The 17,841-nt window shown below is 51.8% G+C and carries 14 protein-coding genes; 6 read left to right on the top strand and 8 right to left on the bottom strand.

The window, feature by feature from the left end:
• Window positions 1–2: 2 nt before the first annotated feature.
• The 4 genes from mglB to folE all read right to left on the bottom strand — a co-directional run bounded on the left by mglB (window position 3) and on the right by folE (window position 4,305).
• On the bottom strand, window positions 3–1,001 hold the full coding sequence (mglB, locus tag GHC22_RS08040; protein ID WP_003027399.1) for a galactose/glucose ABC transporter substrate-binding protein MglB: 999 nt from the start codon (window positions 999–1,001) through the stop codon (window positions 3–5).
• Window positions 1,002–1,294: 293 nt separating this feature from the next.
• Entirely contained in the window at window positions 1,295–2,320 is a 1,026-nt protein-coding gene (gene galS / locus GHC22_RS08035; RefSeq protein WP_153752623.1) for an HTH-type transcriptional regulator GalS, read from the bottom strand.
• A 144-nt stretch (window positions 2,321–2,464) separates the two neighbouring features.
• Entirely contained in the window at window positions 2,465–3,622 is a 1,158-nt protein-coding gene (gene yeiB / locus GHC22_RS08030; protein WP_048215912.1) for a DUF418 domain-containing protein YeiB, read from the bottom strand.
• A 14-nt stretch (window positions 3,623–3,636) separates the two neighbouring features.
• Complete coding sequence (folE, locus tag GHC22_RS08025; protein WP_003027410.1) at window positions 3,637–4,305, bottom strand: GTP cyclohydrolase I FolE; 669 nt, start codon at window positions 4,303–4,305, stop codon at window positions 3,637–3,639.
• A gap of 322 nt (window positions 4,306–4,627) precedes the next feature.
• Here folE and fghA point away from each other — a divergent pair, with 322 nt between their 5' ends.
• Together fghA and GHC22_RS08015 are read left to right on the top strand one after the other, a co-directional pair.
• Window positions 4,628–5,464, top strand: coding sequence for an S-formylglutathione hydrolase (gene fghA, locus GHC22_RS08020; RefSeq protein WP_008785267.1), 837 nt, complete (start codon window positions 4,628–4,630; stop codon window positions 5,462–5,464).
• A gap of 279 nt (window positions 5,465–5,743) precedes the next feature.
• Window positions 5,744–7,729: a ligand-gated channel protein gene (locus GHC22_RS08015; RefSeq protein WP_153752621.1), complete on the top strand. Its 1,986-nt coding sequence runs from the start codon at window positions 5,744–5,746 to the stop codon at window positions 7,727–7,729.
• A gap of 71 nt (window positions 7,730–7,800) precedes the next feature.
• Here GHC22_RS08015 and lysP read toward each other — a convergent pair whose 3' ends face one another.
• Both lysP and yieE read right to left on the bottom strand, forming a co-directional pair.
• Entirely contained in the window at window positions 7,801–9,270 is a 1,470-nt protein-coding gene (gene lysP / locus GHC22_RS08010) for a lysine-specific permease (RefSeq protein WP_003834517.1), read from the bottom strand.
• Between the two features lie 195 nt (window positions 9,271–9,465).
• A complete protein-coding gene (yieE, locus tag GHC22_RS08005; protein WP_003834519.1) occupies window positions 9,466–10,347 on the bottom strand; it encodes a DNA-binding transcriptional regulator YeiE in 882 nt (293 codons plus the stop codon).
• Window positions 10,348–10,662: 315 nt separating this feature from the next.
• Between yieE and GHC22_RS08000 the strand changes: the two genes are divergently transcribed.
• Entirely contained in the window at window positions 10,663–11,712 is a 1,050-nt protein-coding gene (locus GHC22_RS08000) for a YeiH family protein (RefSeq protein WP_071444678.1), read from the top strand.
• A 71-nt stretch (window positions 11,713–11,783) separates the two neighbouring features.
• Window positions 11,784–12,641, top strand: coding sequence for a deoxyribonuclease IV (gene nfo / locus GHC22_RS07995; protein ID WP_153752619.1), 858 nt, complete (start codon window positions 11,784–11,786; stop codon window positions 12,639–12,641).
• A 32-nt stretch (window positions 12,642–12,673) separates the two neighbouring features.
• Here nfo and hypT read toward each other — a convergent pair whose 3' ends face one another.
• The gene (hypT, locus tag GHC22_RS07990; RefSeq protein ID WP_020996669.1) at window positions 12,674–13,585 is read right to left on the bottom strand and encodes a hypochlorite stress DNA-binding transcriptional regulator HypT; all 912 of its coding nucleotides are present in this window, start codon (window positions 13,583–13,585) and stop codon (window positions 12,674–12,676) included.
• 353 nt (window positions 13,586–13,938) lie between these two features.
• On the opposite strand from hypT, the gene GHC22_RS07985 reads away from it, so the two are divergent.
• Together GHC22_RS07985 and GHC22_RS07980 are read left to right on the top strand one after the other, a co-directional pair.
• Entirely contained in the window at window positions 13,939–14,658 is a 720-nt protein-coding gene (locus GHC22_RS07985; RefSeq protein WP_048234902.1) for an aspartate/glutamate racemase family protein, read from the top strand.
• A gap of 75 nt (window positions 14,659–14,733) precedes the next feature.
• Window positions 14,734–16,032, top strand: coding sequence for an anaerobic C4-dicarboxylate transporter (locus GHC22_RS07980; RefSeq protein WP_008785273.1), 1,299 nt, complete (start codon window positions 14,734–14,736; stop codon window positions 16,030–16,032).
• Between the two features lie 107 nt (window positions 16,033–16,139).
• On the opposite strand, the gene fruA is transcribed toward GHC22_RS07980, so the two are convergent.
• Window positions 16,140–17,828, bottom strand: coding sequence for a PTS fructose transporter subunit IIBC (gene fruA / locus GHC22_RS07975; protein WP_048215908.1), 1,689 nt, complete (start codon window positions 17,826–17,828; stop codon window positions 16,140–16,142).
• Window positions 17,829–17,841: the final 13 nt, after the last annotated feature.

Raw genomic sequence — 17,841 nt, 5'->3', positions numbered from 1 at the left:
ATTTATTTGTTGGTGAACTCTGCCAGATTATCTTTATCGACACCTACGTACGGAACGCGAACAATCTTGTTCTCAATTTTCCAGTTAGTGCCATCTGCCGCACCTTTACCGTCAGCCAGGTTTTTCGCCAGATCGAAGGTGGCTTTCGCCTGGTTGTTGGCATCGTTCAGCACGGTACCGGCCATGGCGCCAGATTTCACCAGAGCCAGCGCTTCAGGCAGCGCATCCACACCAAATACTGGTACGCTGGTTTTGTTGTGCGCTTTCAGCGCTTCAACTGCACCCATTGCCATCGCATCGTTGTTAGCGATAACCACTTCAATTTTGTTCGCGTTTGGACCAGACATCCACGCATCCATCTTATCTTTCGCCTGAGCGGTATCCCACATTGCAGTATCTAACTGCAGCTGCTCAGTTTTAATGCCTTTGTCGTTCAGCTCTTTAATCACGTAAGTGGTACGTGCTTCAGCATCCGGGTGTCCCGGTTCGCCTTTCAGCAGAACAAACTGAATTTTGCCGTCTTTGTTCAGGTCCCAGTTCGGGTTAGCTGCCCAGTGTTTGGCAATCAAATCACCCTGAATAATGCCGGACTCTTTAGAGTCGGTACCGACGTAATACGCTTTGTCATAGCTGTCCAGCGCTTTACGAGAAGGTTCTTTATTGAAGAATACGATCGGTACGTTCTGTCCGCGTGCTTTTTCAATGACCGTGCCAGCAGCTGCCGGGTCAACCAGGTTAATCGCCAGTGCTTTAACGCCTTTTGCCAGCAGCACGTCGATCTGATCGTTTTGTTTGGACTGGTCGTTCTGCGAGTCGTTCATCAGCAGCTGTACATCTGGTGCCGCTTTGGCATCTTTTTCAATAGCCTTACGTACTACAGACATAAAGTTATCGTCATACTTATAGATAGTCACACCAATGCGGGTATCAGCAGCGTGCGCAGCCGCGCCGAATAACATGCTTGCCATTACAGCAGACAGGGTCAACACCTTCTTATTCATGGTATCTCCGGTTTTATTATGCAGGGTAGTACTTGAGATAAATGCTCGGCAGGCAGAACGTTACTGAAGTGTTACTGAACGCCGAAGCTCACTTTTAAAAAATATTTCTTCCGTGTCTGGCAACGCTCCAAAAACAGGCTTTAATTTTTGTTTAAGGCACCTATACCTCGATGAAAGTGATTATTCACCGTTACATAGTAGTTACAGCGCAACAAACAGTGTCATCATAGCTATCGCATTGTTAATATACTGTGAATTTACTCACATATTGAAAGCGGTTACATCGCGCAACGTTATGAGTTAGTGATCGGTGCCGCATTCTGCCGCAGCGCGACTGAATGACGACGCACCAGCGTTGGCATAAAACAATGCGACGCCTGCAGATCCAACGTGCCAGCCGCACCCTGTAGCGCAAGCTCCGTCGCCATTTTTGCCATTGAGGCAATGGGATAGCGCACAGTGGTTAGCTGCGGATCGGTGTAACGCGCGATGGGAATATCATCGAAGCCAATGATAGAAAGGTGTAATGGAATAGCGATGCCGTTATCTTTTAGCGCAGTCAGCGCGCCGGCTGCCATATTGTCGTTGTAAGCAAAGACCGCCGTCAGTTGTAAGTTACGCCCCAGCAATTCCACCATCGCGGACTCTCCGCCCTGCATATCGGGCGAACCAGTGCCGACCCAGCTTTCTGCCGCAACAATCCCCTGCTCTTTCAGGGCAGTTAACCACCCTTCTTTGCGCATGGCGTCATCTTCAATACGGTGGCTTGATGCCAGATAACCGATGCGTTGATGACCATTATTTAGCAGCATTCGGGTAGCCATTTTGGCACCGCTGATGTTATCCAGGCAGACGCAACGGTGGGCGTAGCCAGGAACAAGGCGGTTGATCAGTACCATGCCGGGGATTTGATCCATAAACTCGGCCAGTTCCCGATCGCTCAGTGCTTTAGAGTGTACAATCAGCGCGTTACAACGTTGGCGAATCAACACCTCAATGGCATGACGTTCTTTTTCCGCCTCATGGTAGCTGTTGCCAATCAGGACATACTTCTGATGCTGCTGGGCAACCATATCCACGGCTTTTACCAGCGCGCCAAAAAACGCATCTGATACATCCATGACGACAACGCCAATCGTGTCGCTTACCTGCGTCGCCAGTGCTTGTGCGTTGGCATTAGGTCGATAGCCAAGCTGAGTGACTGCCTTCATTACCGCTTCACGCGTATCGGGACTCACCAGCGCACTGTTGTTCAGTACGCGGGAAACGGTCGCTACAGAAACGCCAGACTGCCGTGCCACATCACGAATGGTTACCATATTCACTGCCCTGTTTTAGATTGCGGCTGCCCGCAGACACCCCAGGCTGGGTATTTTGTCAGCACAATGAAACGGACTGCGTGAGTGATGTCACAGGAATGAAAGCGCTTACATCCATTTTGTTAATGAATGTGATCCAGATCGTTATCTGGATGTTCGCGGTAATGATGTCCCCGCAGCACGCAGGGTTAATTGACGCCACAGCCATTCCACCGGGCCCTGGCGGTAAAAACGCAGCCATATGACAGAGAAAAGTAAGTTAATCGCCCAGACCGGGATGACGAAAAACAGCAGCTCCAGCCGGTCAAATTTCATAAATAAACCGGCCTGATAAAACAACGTGGTGCAGATTAAGGTTTGTAACAGATAGTTGGTTAATGCCATGCGCCCCACACAGGCGATAGCAATGACCCATTTGAAGCGACTAAGCTGCGGCCAGAAACCAAACATCAGCGCAGCATAACCAATGGTTTGCAAAGGCGCCCCCAGCTCTCGCGGGGCTTGTAACAGGAAGGCACACCAGCGGTAGGCCCAGTCCAGATGCCACTGAGCGATGATAGCAGGCAGGTTAATCGCCATGCCGATAATAACCAGCAAAACGCCAGTGCGTCGATAATGCTGCAAACTGTACTGCCCTTTTAGCCAGCCGCTACGCATTAATGCCGCGCCGAGCAGCATCATCCCCGCCAGTTGCCAGCCATATTGCGCGCCTAACGCCAGCAAGCTATTGGACATCATATCCACGCGATTGCTGATTGCTTCCATTCCGCCGTTCACTTTCCAGTATTTTTCATACAGCAGCGCTGAAGCATCCGGCGTCCAGGCCCGGCTGGTTTCGCTCCCGGAGATCACACCCAACAGCAGCAATACACCAACGCCCGCCAAATAAAGCACCACGCCGGTGTTAAACAAGCTTTTCACCGACGGCGCATCCCGGATCAGCCGCCAGCAAATCAGGCCGATCAAGCCATATGCCAGCAGGATATCGCCATCCCAGAAGAGTAAACCGTGAATAAATCCCAACAGCACCAGCAACGTAAGCCGCGACTGGATCCAGCGTTTACCACGCGGGAGCAGCATTTGCAGACCAGCACCAAACAGCAGAGCAAACAGCGTGAGGAATTTTACCTGCGCGAAGAGATCGAGCAGCGCCCAGGTCCAGGCGTCAGATAAGGTAATGTCGCCATACCAGGCGGGGTTGAGATATGCCGCCTTCGGCAAGCCAAAGGCGCTAATATTGAGAAGCAGGATACCAAGAATGGCAACGCCACGAATAAAATCCAGCGTGACATTACGCTCCATGGTTCCTGTCCTAATCAGTTGTGATGACGTACTGCGCGCAGAAATTCCTGACGCGTGTTCTGGCTGGACTTAAACAATCCGCCAAGAGAAGTGGTGGTGGTCGCACTAGTCGCATCGCGAATGCCGCGCGCTTTCACACAGTAATGCACCGCATCAATCGATACCGCCACATTATTCGTCCCGAGCAGCGTTTGCAGCGCGGTGAGAATTTGCTGGGTCAGACGTTCCTGTACCTGCGGACGCTGCGCAAAGAACTGCACAATGCGGTTAATCTTCGACAGACCAATGACCGAATCTTTCGGAATATACGCCACCGTCGCTTTGCCATCGATAGTGACAAAGTGGTGTTCGCAGGTGCTGGTCAGCGTGATATCGCGAACCGTGACCATCTCGTCCACCTTCATTTTGTTTTCAATGACGGTGATTTTCGGGAAGTTGGCGTAATCGAGGCCGGAGAAAATCTCATCGACATACATTTTCGCAATGCGATGCGGAGTTTCCATCAGACTGTCATCGCTCAAATCGAGATTGAGCAATTGCATAATCTCGGTCATATGGCCAGAGATAAGACGTTTGCGTGTTTCGTTATCCATCTCTTGCACGGGCGGGCGCAGCGGGGTTTCGAGACCACGCGCAACCAGCGCTTCATGAACCAGTGCCGCTTCTTTACTGAGTGATGACATTTCTTCTTCTCCTGCAGGTGGGGCGCCTCTGCCCTGCATGGGGCAAAGTTTTTAGGCTGTGTCACAGCCAGAACATTGTGCGTGAGGCGGCGCACATAATCCAGTATTCACCGTGATAATTATTGAAATTGGCACAGCCTTTCAGCGTTGCTGATTTCACTTGTCGTTCAGCCCGGTGACGTCGAGTGTTAATGTAAAGTTATATAGATGATGAAGTATGTTTGCTCAATGCGGAAGTGAAAGTTACTCACAGTGCTATGAATAATCTGTATTATGATGAGTTCGCAAACACATTCAGGTTCAACACAACAAGGAGCCACGCATGGAAATGCTTGAAGAGCACCGCTGTTTTGAAGGCTGGCAGCAACGCTGGCGTCACGACTCCGCCACGTTAAATTGCGCCATGACCTTCAGTATTTTTCTTCCACCACCCCGTGATAACGCCGCGCCTCCGGTGCTGTACTGGCTGTCGGGCCTGACCTGTAATGATGAAAACTTCACTACCAAAGCAGGCGCGCAGCGCATTGCAGCTGAGCTGGGTATTGTTCTCGTGATGCCGGACACCAGCCCGCGCGGCGAGCAGGTTGCCAACGATGATGGCTACGATTTAGGTCAAGGGGCCGGATTTTACCTCAATGCCACCCAGCAGCCGTGGGCAACGCATTTTCGTATGTATGACTATTTGCGTGATGAGCTTCCGGCACTGATTCAGTCGCAGTTTAACGTCAGCGATCGCTGCGCCATCAGCGGACACTCCATGGGCGGCCACGGCGCATTGATTATGGCGCTGAAAAATCCCGGGAGATACACCAGCGTTTCCGCCTTTGCGCCGATCGTAAACCCTTGTCGCGTTCCGTGGGGTGAGAAGGCTTTTAGCGCTTATCTGGGCGAAGATAAAACACAGTGGGCAGAGTGGGATAGCTGCGCGTTAATGCTGGCCAGCAAACCCGCAGACGCGATCCCGACGCTAATCGATCAGGGAGACAGCGATCAGTTTCTTGCCGATCAGTTGCAGCCCGCGGTACTGGCCGAAACTGCCCGTCAGACCGCATGGCCAATGACGCTACGCATCCAGCCTGGTTACGACCACAGCTATTACTTCATTGCGTCGTTTATTGAGGATCACCTGCGCTTCCACGCCCAGTATTTGCTGAAGTAATTCCTGAGTTGAGGGCGGAAGCCCTCTTCATTTCTCCATCATTCCTTCACTTTTTCTCCTTTTTTCTTCCCCCACTATCTTATTGATTAAAAAAGCATTTCACTCCAAATCATATCAAACACAAATGATTTCTATTATCATTTGTGTTTACAAATATTCATACTTTTGTACAATCCCCCCGCTTCTTTACTGAAAAGAGTCCTTAAAAGACAAATACATACAATTGTCATGGCCTTTCACATGACGCGCAGTTTGATTCATTTAAATGGAATGATACAAATGACTATACCTCACGTTAAGGCTGTAGCTGCCGCAGTATGCGTCGCCTGCCTCCCATCACTCGGCCATGGCGCTGAACAAGACACCGTGGTCGTTACCGCTACCGGTTTCGAGCAGAAAATTCAGGATGCCCCGGCTTCAATATCTGTTATTACCAAGCAGCAGATTGAGGACAAAGCCTATCGAGATGTCACCGATGCGCTAAAAGATGTCCCTGGCGTCGTCGTCACTGGCGGGGGGAGCAGTAGCGATATCAGTATTCGCGGTATGGCTTCGCAATACACACTCTTCCTGGTCAACGGTAAACGCATCAGCACCCGCGGTACACGTCCTAACAGCGACAACTCAGGTATTGAGCAAGGTTGGCTGCCGCCGCTGGAATCCATCGAGCGTATCGAGGTAATCCGCGGCCCGATGTCGTCGCTTTACGGCTCCGATGCGATGGGCGGCGTCATTAACGTCATCACCAAAAAAGTGTCGAATACTAAAGCCTGGACCGGCTCTTTGCACGGCGATGCCACTTTCCAGGAAGACAGAGACTCCGGCGATATTTACCAGACCAACGCCTATGCGTCTGGACCACTGATTGACGGATTACTTGGCGCGAAGGTGACCGGATTATTCTCCCACCGCGCAGAAGATGAAATCGTAAATGGCTACAATGAACAGCGTATGCGTAGCGGGGGATTAACCCTGAACTTTACGCCAGATGATAAAAACGACATCGATTTCGATTACGCACGTGAATTGCAGGATCGCGACAGTACGCCAGGCAAATCCATGGCAGAGGAAAACTGCCGTAACGGAAGCTGTAAGCCCAACAGTAAAAGCGAAAACAAGTATGTGCACACCACGTACTCAATAACCCACAGCGGTTATTACGACGACTTCAACTCCACCAGCTATGTCCAGCAGGAAGAGACCGACAACCCCGGTCGCCAGATGAAGTCCTACAACACGATTTTCAATAACCAGAACCAGGTATTCCTTGGGGCGCACACCCTGACGTTGGGCGGGCAATACCGTTATGAAAAACTACGCGATAACGGCAACCAGCTGCAAGCTGCTGATGGACTGAACAAACTGACCCGCTGGAGCTGGGCGCTGTTTGCTGAAGATGAATGGGCCGTAACCGATACCTTCACGCTGACCGGCGGTCTGCGTATGGATAAGGATGAAAACTACGGTGACAACTGGACGCCACGCGGCTATGGCGTATGGCATCTGAGCGATCAGTGGACCTTAAAAGGCGGCGTTTCCGCGGGCTATCGCGCACCGGATCTGCGCCAGTCTTCTGCCAGTTGGGGACAGGTCACCGGCGGCGGCCGTCTGAACGGAATCATTGTCGGCAACCCGGACCTGAAACCGGAGAAAAGCCTCAGCGAAGAGATCGGTTTACTGTGGGATAACGGCAACGACCTCAACGCAGGCGTTACGTTGTTCAATACCGACTTTAAAAACAAAATCACCGAAGTTCGCCGTTGTAACAGCAGTTCCGATCCGGCCTGCACCATCGGCGGCACCCATTATGACTTCGTCAGCGATCGCGTTAACGTCGATAAAGCCAATATGCGCGGCGTAGAATCCACCTTCGGCTGGAAAATAACCTCCGACGTCAACTGGACCGCGAACTACACCTACACGGAATCTGAGCAGAAAAGCGGTCAGTTCTCCGGCCAGCCGTTGAACAAAATGCCGAAGCATATGTTTAACACGACGCTGGACTGGCAGGCTACGCAGGATCTCGGTTTCTGGAGCCGTCTGAATCTGCGCGGGAAAACGTCTGAATACCTGAGCCGTACCTCAATGGCACAGGGCACGCCGTCCTATACTCAGGTCGATGTTGGTTTACGTTACTATGCAACCAAGGATCTGTTGATGACCGCTGGCGTGTATAACGTGCTGGATAAACAAATCGATTACGATACCTACGACACCGTTCTTGATGGACGTCGTTACACGGTTGGCATGACTTACAGCTTCTAAGTCTGGCGCAATAAAAAACCCCGGCACTCATCATGCCGGGGTTTTGTTTTTTCTGCCGTAGCTGGTAAGAATTATTTCTTCACGCGCCCCGGGAATTTCATTTCGCTGTAGCGAACAAAACGGGTTCCTTTGGTCAGCTTATAGCCAAACCAGATAATCAGGAACAGCGGGATACCGATATAGGTAGCCATCACGCCGCCCCAGTCAATGCTGTCTTTCAGGAACGCTTCGTAGTTCTGACCCAGGGTGATAATCAGGCACAGCACAAAGGCGAAGATCGGACCCAGCGGGAAGAAGCCAGAACGGTACGGCAGATCCTTCACATCGTGACCCTGCAGCACATAACCGCGACGGAAGCGATAGTGGCTAATAGCAATCCCCAGCCAGGCGATAAAGCCCGTCATCCCGGAAGTATTCAGCAGCCACAGATACACGGTCTGGTTGCCAAACATTGAAGTCAGGAAGCACAGCCCCGCCACCACGGTGGTCGCATACAGCGCGTTACGCGGTACGCCGCCACGAGACAGTTTACCGAAAATACGCGGTGCTTTACCGTCACATGCCAGGGTATAAAGCATACGCGTGGAGGCGTACATCCCGGAGTTACCTGCCGACAGCACCGCCGTCAGGATAACTGCGTTCATCACCGCTGCCGCAGACAGCAGACCCGCATGCTGGAATACCAGCGTGAACGGGCTAACGCTGATGTCTTTTACATCGTTACGCAGCAGGCTTGGATCGGTGTACGGAATGATCAGGCTGATAATCAAAATCGCGAACACATAGAACAGCAGGATTCGCCAGAATACCTGACGTACCGCACGTGGAATGTTCTTTTCAGGATCTTCAGATTCGCCAGCCGCGATACCGATAAGCTCTGTCCCCTGGAAGGAGAAGCCGACTATCATCGCCACGCCAATCATCGCAGCAAAACCACCGGCAAACGGTGCATCACCGGTCGTCCAGTTGCTCCAGCCCACCGGCTGAGCGCCTTTGAAGATACCGAAAATCATCATCACACCGACCACGATGAAGATAATGACGGTGGTAACTTTGATCAGCGAGAACCAATATTCCGCTTCACCAAATCCGCGAACGGAAATGTAGTTCAGCAGGAAGATAACGCCGAGGAACAGCGCACTCCAGATCCAGCCCGGCGTGTCCGGGAACCACCAGCTCATCACCAGCTGTGCGGCCACCAGGTCAACGGCAATCGTTACCGCCCAGTTGTACCAGTAGTTCCAGCCCAGCGCGAAGCCAAAGCCCTCTTCTACGTAGTTCTGACCGTAGGTGGAAAACGAGCCGGAAACCGGCATATAGGCAGCCAGTTCACCGAGGCTGGTCATCAGGAAGTACACCATCAGACCGATCAGAATATAAGAGAACAACGCGCCGCCTGGACCCGCTGCAGAAATAGTTGCACCAGATGCAACGAAAAGACCTGTACCGATGGAGCCTCCAATGGCAATCATCGTCAGGTGACGCGCCTTCAGTTCACGACGTAGCGTGGGCGCTTCTGTGGTTTTAGTTTCGGAAACCATGTGAAAATGCTATCCATCCAAAAAATGAGGCGCGATTGTAGCAGACGAAATGGCATTCTTCCGGCACAAATACGCTGTTATAAGAGACCTTCATGACTGGCCGCGGATTATAAGTAAAGCAGAAAATTTGCGGCGCACAGCGGTTAAGATATAACCGCCGTTCTATAAAGAGATGACCTTACGACTGTAAGCGCCCTATTCGCCCAGCTCGACCTGGTCGCTGTAATGCAAAAATCGCGTAATGGCATTGGAGATGTGTTTTTGCCTGTGATGCACGCGCCAGAGAGTGCGGACTAAACGCGGCAGCGGCACGGGAACTTCGCTCAGCGTTCCCGCCTGCAGCTGCTCCGCAATGACCCGACGCGACAAGCAGCTGATCCCGAGACCATGGCGTACCGCATGCTTAATGGCCTCTGAGTTACCCAACTCCATTGCCATCTGAAATCTCGGCAGATGAGACAACAGCAGGTAATCCACCAGTTCACGCGTACCGGATCCTCGCTCACGCAGGATCCACGGCGAAGCCGCCAGCTGTTCCAGCGTAACAGGCCCCTTTGTGAGCGGTGACGACGGTGCAGCAAACACCACCAGCTCGTCTTCCAGCCACGGTTCAGAGATAATTTCAGTACTGTGACACGGCCCTTCGATCAGCCCGATATCTACCCTAAAATCCAGCACCGCATTGATCACATCCTGACTGTTACCCACGCTCAGCTCGAGCGGCAAATCAGGAAAATCCTGCCGATAGCGGGCGATCATAGCAGGCAAGATATAGTTACCAATGGTGCTACTGGCATAGACCCGAATGGCACCATTATCTTCGCGAAAAAGCTGTTCGATTTCGGTCGTTTGCTCAAGTAACGCCAACGCTCGCGGGTAGAGCAAACGCCCGTGCTCGTTGACCACTAGCCGTTTGCCGACGCGGTCAAACAGTTGCACGCCGAGTTGCCCTTCCAGATCGGTAAGTGCCGCACTCACCGCCGATTGCGACAATGCCAGCATGACAGACGCCTGGGTCGTTGAACCGCTTTTTAGTACCTCAGCAAACACTTCAAGTTGCCGCAAGGTGATATGCATAGTCGTTTTCCACCGGATATCCGTTACTTATACCCTAAATAATTCGAGTTGCAGGAAGGCGGCAAGAGAGAGACAAATTCGTCAGGAACGAATTTGACCAGCCAAAGGCTGGCCTCTGGTGAGGGACATGGATGTCCCTCATTAATCCCCGGGAGCGTACTTAAGTACGTGACTGGGGTGAACGAGCGCAGCCAACGCACATGCAACTTGAAGTATGACGGGTATACCACTTATATAGATTAATTATAAATATATAATCAATTTTATTTTTAAACCACTTCGCCGTACTCTTTTACCCAGATAAAGGAGAAGGATATGACAGAACTCACCTTGCAGACTCATCGTCGTACAGCGTGGCATTTTATTCCGGGGCTTGCCCTAAGTGCAGTTATCACTGGGGTCGCCTTATGGGGTGGATCCATTCCCGCCGTCGCAGGTGCCGGGTTCAGCGCCCTCACCTTAGCAATCTTGTTGGGGATGGTCCTCGGCAACACCGTCTATCCGCACATCTGGAAAAGCTGTGACGGCGGCGTGCTGTTTGCTAAACAACATTTATTACGTCTGGGGATCATCCTCTACGGCTTCCGCCTCACCTTCGCGCAAATTGCTGACGTCGGCGTCAGCGGTATCGTGATTGATGTGTTAACGCTGAGCAGTACCTTTATGATTGCCTGCTTCCTGGGGCAGAAAGTGTTTGGTCTGGACCGCCACACCAGTTGGCTGATTGGTGCGGGGAGCAGCATTTGTGGTGCCGCCGCCGTGCTGGCAACCGAGCCGGTAGTGAAAGCGGAAGCCAGTAAGGTAACCGTCGCTGTCGCCACCGTGGTGATCTTCGGTACCATCGCTATCTTCCTGTATCCGGCAATGTATCCGCTGCTGGCACACTGGTTTAGCCCAGAAACCTACGGCATTTACATTGGTTCCACCATGCATGAAGTAGCACAGGTAGTGGCTGCCGGGCACGCCATTAACCCGGATGCGGAAAACGCCGCGGTTATTGCTAAAATGCTGCGTGTCATGATGCTGGCACCGTTCCTCATCCTCCTGGCCGCACGCGTTAAACAGTTGTCTCCGGCTACGGGCGGTGAGAAAAGCAAAATCACTATTCCATGGTTTGCCATCCTGTTCATTGTGGTCGCGATTTTTAACTCGTTCCACCTGCTGCCGCAGTCGGTTGTGAACATGCTGGTAACGCTGGACACCATTTTGCTGGCAATGGCAATGGCTGCACTGGGGTTAACCACTCACGTTAGCGCACTGAAAAAAGCCGGTGCCAAACCGTTACTGATGGCCCTGCTGCTGTTTGTCTGGCTGATTGTCGGTGGTGGTGCGATTAACGTCGCTGTCCACGCCCTGATGGCATAAACGATCACGACTCACCTCCATTAACCCGCTATACTCTCCCTTTTTGTATTTGAGTATGGCGGGTTAAATTTATGAAATACATCGGAGCGCACGTAAGCGCCGCTGGCGGTCTGGCTAACGCCGCTATTCGAGCCGCAGAAATCGAAGCGACCGCATTCGCCCTGTTCACCAAGAATCAGCGCCAGTGGCGTGCTGCGCCGCTAACCACCGAAATCATTGATGATTTCAAATCTGCCTGCGAGAAGTACCACTACACCTCCGCACAAATACTGCCTCACGACAGTTATCTGATTAACCTCGGTCACCCGGTCAGCGATGCGCTGGAAAAATCACGTGATGCGTTTCTTGATGAAATGCAGCGCTGTGAACTGCTGGGCTTATCCCTGCTGAACTTTCACCCCGGCAGCCATTTGATGCAGATCCCGGAAGATGAATGCCTGGCGCGCATTGCCGAATCCATCAACATCGTCCTCGCTCAGACCCAGGGCGTTACGGCAGTTATCGAAAATACCGCCGGACAAGGTAGTAATCTGGGATTCAAGTTTGAGCACCTGGCCGCCATTATCGACGGCGTCGAAGATAAGTCCCGTGTTGGCGTTTGTATTGATACCTGCCACGCTTTCGCGGCGGGTTACGATTTGCGTTCCGCAGAAGAGTGCGAAAAGACGTTTGCGGAATTTGAACGCATTGTCGGTTTCAAGTATCTACGCGGTATGCACCTGAACGACGCCAAGAGCGTGTTTGGTAGTCGCGTTGACCGTCATCACAGCCTGGGTGAAGGCAATATTGGCCATGATGCCTTCCGTTGGATTATGCAGGATAATCGTTTTGACGGTATTCCGCTGGTACTGGAAACCATTAATCCGGATATATGGGCCGAAGAGATCGCCTGGCTGAAAGCCCAGCAAACAGAAAAAGCAGTGGCGTAACGATCCCCGCGCGCCAGACAAGCTGGCGCGTATCAAGTGAGCGTAACCAGATCCTCTGGCATATGGTTGTACAAAATCCGCCAGAAATGCTCAGCCGTTTTATTCAAACGGGTATCCATTCGGTAAATATAGGCCTGAATTGGCACCATCAACTCCGGCGTGTCCAGACAAACCAGGCGCTTATCCCGTAGTTCGTTCACGATCGTCCACGCTGGCAGCCAGGCGATACCATGACCATCCAATGCCATATTCTTCAATAGCTCACTCATCGAAGACATAAACAGCGTACGCGCTGAAATACTGCCCACCTCCGCCAGGTGACGGTTAACCAATCTTCCCATGTAGGAAGTGCTGGTATAGTTCAGAATCGGCACCTGCGGCTGATAGATATCAAACAACGCCTTACCCTGTGCATCCGCAGCACAGACGGGATAGAGCTCAGACTCAAAAACCTTCAAGCCGCAGAACGGTGACTGCATTAAGTCTTCATCGCGAAAGGAGATAATAAAATCACTTTTCCCCTCGCGCAGCGTATTCACCGCCTGGACTACGTCAATCGCTTCGACGTGGTAAACAAATTCTTCGCCCCATGCCGACATTGAATGTACTAATCTGGGCAACATCGTCAGCGACAGAGAATGTGCCGCCGCTATTTTGATATTGGGAACGCCAAGCAGGTTGTGACCGCTTAACTCATCTAAATTGCATTCCAGCTGTTGTAGCAGGCTACGGGTCTGCGAATGGAATAACTTACCCTCCTCCGTCAGCTGCAGTGGACTTGTCGTACGGTCAAACAGCAGCACCCCAACAGCGGATTCGAGCGCCTTGATCCGCCGACTAAATGCCGGTTGGGATAGGTTGCGCTCCTCTGCGGCCTGAGAAAAATGACGACACGCTTCCAGCGTCAGAAAATCATATAACCATTTTGTCTCGATATTTTTCATGCCTATCACGCGGATGTTTAAATATGTCGATTAGTCTTAAGCATCATGCCTGAATATTCCCGGTGATGATATTCAACATCAGCATCTGGTGATTCGTTTTTTGCATAATACCTTCGTTTTTGACATTAACATGTTTCTTTACCCATCGACCACGACCGCTCATCCACCGCGTAATGTCGGGCCTCTGGCTGATTACCGGCCTGCTGAGGTGGTAAAAGACATCACACTCATGCGTTTTTTGCATTGAACCAAACATTATTGCATTTCTCCTCACGACACTCTGCTGTTAAACATAAGCACCAGATAGACACCAGCTCTGAATATTAAATATCGGTAAATTAGAGGTATATATCGTGAAAGGTTTAATTGGCGTACTTGGTGGTATGGGGCCTGCTGCAACCGTCGATCTTTTTAATAAATTCGTCACCTTTACCGCAGCACAACGCGATCAGGAACATATCCCATTAATTATTTCATCCATCCCTGATATTCCAGACCGAACTGATGCGTTAATGCATCATGGTCATTCCCCACTTCCGGCAATGCGTGATTATATGCACAAACTGGAAGATGCTGGTGCGGAGTGTATTGTGATCCCCTGTAATACCGCCCACTTTTGGTTTAATGAATTAAAAGAGTGCTGTCATACAGAGTTACTCAGTATCGTTGAAACAACCATGAATGAGGTCAAAAACTGCGGAAAATCACGTATCGGTTTACTTGCTACTAACGCCACCCTTTACATGGGACTCTACCAAAAAGGCATAGAATCTCTTGGTTTAACCTGCATCAGTCCTGATTCATCCGGTCAGGAAAAGGTCATGGAAAGTATTTATTGCTTAAAAGCCGGCGACCTTAAGCGGGCACAAACGCTGATGAATGAACAGGCTGAAGTGCTCTTCTCACGCGGCGCACAAATCATTGTACTGGGATGTACTGAAGTCCCCGTCATTCTTGCCGAAGCAGTCAGAAAGTCTCCAGATAAATATATTGACTCAACCGGATCATTAGTTCGCGCCGGTATTAAATGGTACGAAAAACGAGTTGGCAAACATCATCTTCTGGCGCAATAACAGCCGTCACCAGATTAATAAAGCATTAAACAACCACTTATTTTAATAACAAATTATTCTCTGGCGGAGGCCATTATGGTTTGGTTAGAAATTATCGTCGTGTTGGGTGCAATATTTTTTGGTATCCGCCTCGGCGGAATAGGTATCGGTTTATGCGGTGGTCTGGGGCTGGCTATTTTAACGTTGGGATTTGATCTGCAAATTGGCTCGCCACCCGTTGACGTTATCCTCATTATTATGACAGTTGTCGTGGCAGCATCGGCGCTACAGGCCGCAGGAGGTATGGATTATCTGGTTCGCGTTGCCGGTAATTTCATGCGGCGTAACCCTAAATATATCAATATTATTGCACCGATTATCACCTGGTCGATGACCATTATGGCCGGAACAGGGTTCATTGTATTTTCTACCCTGCCAGTGATTGCCGAAGTCGCCAAAGAGTCCGGTATCCGCCCTTCTCGTACGCTCGCCGGATCCGTAGTCGCCTCTCAGGTGGCGATATCCGGTTCGCCGATCAGTGCCGCAATGGCGGCTATGCTGACCATTATGGAAGGCAACGGTATCACTTTTATTCAGGTCATGGCGGTATGTCTGCCAGCTTCGTTTGTCGCCGCGATGGTCGCCGCTTTTATCGCCTCACGTCAGGGATGCGAGCTACAGGATGATGAAGTCTATCTGGAACGCCTGCAAAAAGGATTAGTGCGTAAATATGAAGGGCAAAACAGCACTACGCCGGGTGCCAAACTCTCAGTCGCCCTGTTTATGCTGGCAACGGTCGTCATCGTTATTCTTGCCGCCTGCCCGCAGCTACGCCCTGGATTCGATGCAGGCAACCCAATGAATACCCGGGATATCATCATTATCTGTATGTTGGCTGCCGCTTGCCTGATGGTGGTGTTATGCAAAACTTCAACCGATGCTATTGTCCTGACATCCACGTTTCGATCAGGGATGAGTTCACTGGCGGTCATTCTCGGGATTGTTACACTGGGAACGACCTTCATTGATGCCCACTTAGCGGAGATTAAGGATATCGCAGGCGATATTCTACGGGCTTATCCCATGCTGTTGGCACTGGTGCTGTTTGGTACCTGCGCGCTTCTCTACTCGCAAGGCGCCACCACGCCGCTGATCATCCCTCTGGCCGTTGCGCTCGGCGTGCCTACATGGGCAATTCTGGCCTCCTATGTGGCGGTAACCGGGGTGTTTGTTCTACCAACATACCCGACTTCTCTGGCGGCAATGGAGTTCGACACCACAGGGACAACGCGCGTGGGCAAGTATGTCTTAAACCATCCGTTTATGCTGCCAGGACTGGGTGGGATCATTGCTGGCGTTGCCTTTGGTTTTATCATTGCGCCAATGATTGCCTGACCCGTTTTATTAAGGCTGGATGGATTATTGTGGCGATGCTGCAACGGTATAGGTAAATGCATAAAAAAAGGGGCAGAGAATTCTCTGCCCCTGGTATTGACGTTAAATCAGGCCGCCTTTGCCACAACCTCAGCTTCCGGGCGCTTCAGCACCGCGTAGGAGAGACCGGCTACCAGCGTACCGGCAATAATTGCCAGCAGGTATCCTAACACCGGCGTGATTGCGCCTGGGATTAACAGGACAAACAGCCCGCCGTGTGGTGCCATCAGCTTCGCACCCACCGCCATCGAGATAGCCCCGGTAATCGCACCACCAACGATACAGCAAGGCAGAACGCGCATTGGGTCACGGGCAGCGAACGGGATTGCCCCTTCGGTGATAAAGCACAGGCCCAGTACCAGAGCAGCTTTACCGCCTTCCTGCTGCGCTTTGTCGAACTTACGACGCGCAACCAGAGTTGCCAGACCCAGAGCCAGCGGAGGTACCATACCCGCAGCCATGATGGCTGCCATAGGCGCATAAGTTTGCGTACTCAGCAGACCCACACCGAAAGCATACGCCGCCTTGTTAACCGGACCACCCATGTCGGTACACATCATGCCGCCAAGAATCGCGCCAAGCAGCACCGCATTGGCCGTACCCATGGTTTGCAGCCAGTGAGTCAAACCTTCCAGAATACCCGCCACCGGTTTGCCGATCAGGTAAATCATGGCCAGACCAACCACCAGGCTTGAGAACAGCGGAATGATCAGGATCGGTTTCAGCGCTTCCATACTCTGTGGGAGTTTCAGCTTCGTGCTGATAAGCTTCGCCACATAACCGGCAAGGAAACCAGCAATAATCCCGCCAATAAAGCCGGAACCGGTGCTTACCGCCAGCATACCGCCGATAAGACCCGGCGTCAGACCCGGACGATCAGCGATGGAAAACGCGATATAACCTGCCAGTACCGGCACCATCAGCGCGAAGGCTGAACCACCGCCAATCTGCATCAGCGCCGCCGCCAGCGTCCCCTGCTCTTTAAACGCTTCGATACCAAAAGCGAACGAGAGTGCAATACACAGACCGCCAGCAACCACCATCGGCAGCATGTAAGAAACGCCCGTCAGCAGGTGACGATACGCCCCCGCGCTCTCTTTCTTACTTTCGGTTGCTGAAGTCTGCGCTTTACCGGTTGGCTGGTACGGTGTTGCTTCTTCCAGCGCTTTGTCCAGCTCCTGCTTGGTTTTCTTCAACGCAAGACCGGTAGAGGTGCGGTACATCGGTTTGCCGGCAAACTTCGCCAGATCAACTTCAATGTCAGCTGCCACAATCACCAGATCAGCCTGAGCCACTTCTTCCGGCGTAATGGCATTACCTGCACCAACAGAACCTCGGGTTTCAACCTTCACCCACCAGCCACGTTTTTTCGCTTCTGTTTCAATCGCTTCAGCGGCCATAAACGTATGAGCAACACCGGTCGGACACGCCGTCACCGCCACCACGCGTTTTGGACCACTGCTGGCCACAGGTGCTGTTGCAACCGGGGCGCTGTAGGGTTTTGCATGGCCTTTAGCTTCGCTGAGGAAGAGTTCAGGATGCGCAACCGCACGACCAATGTCGCCCAGCCAGACTTTTTTGCCGTTCAGCGAACTGTCGGCAGGAAGCGTATCGCCCAGAACAATTGCCAGTTCGGCATCATTCGGATTATCAATAATTTCCAGATGTGCTTTCTGTGCCGCCGCTCCAAGCAGGGTTTTCGCCATGTAAGCGCGAGCCTGGCCGAGATTAGCGTCAATAATCAGCAGCGTTTTCATTATGCCTCTCCTG

It is taken from the genome of Citrobacter sp. H12-3-2, from assembly GCF_009649895.1.
GTDB classification, from domain to species: Bacteria; Pseudomonadota; Gammaproteobacteria; order Enterobacterales; family Enterobacteriaceae; genus Citrobacter; species Citrobacter portucalensis.
The sequence above is the reverse complement of the archived record's forward strand: the minus strand, read 5'-3'. Positions and strand labels throughout refer to the sequence as shown.

Excerpts from the sequence above, each read along its gene's own strand:
- yeiB (WP_048215912.1), bottom strand. The coding sequence starts at position 3,622 with ATGGAGCGTAATGTCACGCTGGATTTTATTCGTGGCGTTGCCATTCTT.
- fghA (WP_008785267.1), top strand. The coding sequence starts at position 4,628 with ATGGAAATGCTTGAAGAGCACCGCTGTTTTGAAGGCTGGCAGCAACGC.
- mglB (WP_003027399.1), bottom strand. The coding sequence starts at position 1,001 with ATGAATAAGAAGGTGTTGACCCTGTCTGCTGTAATGGCAAGCATGTTA.
- GHC22_RS07980 (WP_008785273.1), top strand. The coding sequence starts at position 14,734 with ATGGTTTGGTTAGAAATTATCGTCGTGTTGGGTGCAATATTTTTTGGT.
- GHC22_RS08000 (WP_071444678.1), top strand. The coding sequence starts at position 10,663 with ATGACAGAACTCACCTTGCAGACTCATCGTCGTACAGCGTGGCATTTT.
- galS (WP_153752623.1), bottom strand. The coding sequence starts at position 2,320 with ATGGTAACCATTCGTGATGTGGCACGGCAGTCTGGCGTTTCTGTAGCG.
- yieE (WP_003834519.1), bottom strand. The coding sequence starts at position 10,347 with ATGCATATCACCTTGCGGCAACTTGAAGTGTTTGCTGAGGTACTAAAA.
- lysP (WP_003834517.1), bottom strand. The coding sequence starts at position 9,270 with ATGGTTTCCGAAACTAAAACCACAGAAGCGCCCACGCTACGTCGTGAA.
- folE (WP_003027410.1), bottom strand. The coding sequence starts at position 4,305 with ATGTCATCACTCAGTAAAGAAGCGGCACTGGTTCATGAAGCGCTGGTT.
- GHC22_RS08015 (WP_153752621.1), top strand. The coding sequence starts at position 5,744 with ATGACTATACCTCACGTTAAGGCTGTAGCTGCCGCAGTATGCGTCGCC.
- fruA (WP_048215908.1), bottom strand. The coding sequence starts at position 17,828 with ATGAAAACGCTGCTGATTATTGACGCTAATCTCGGCCAGGCTCGCGCT.
- nfo (WP_153752619.1), top strand. The coding sequence starts at position 11,784 with ATGAAATACATCGGAGCGCACGTAAGCGCCGCTGGCGGTCTGGCTAAC.
- hypT (WP_020996669.1), bottom strand. The coding sequence starts at position 13,585 with ATGAAAAATATCGAGACAAAATGGTTATATGATTTTCTGACGCTGGAA.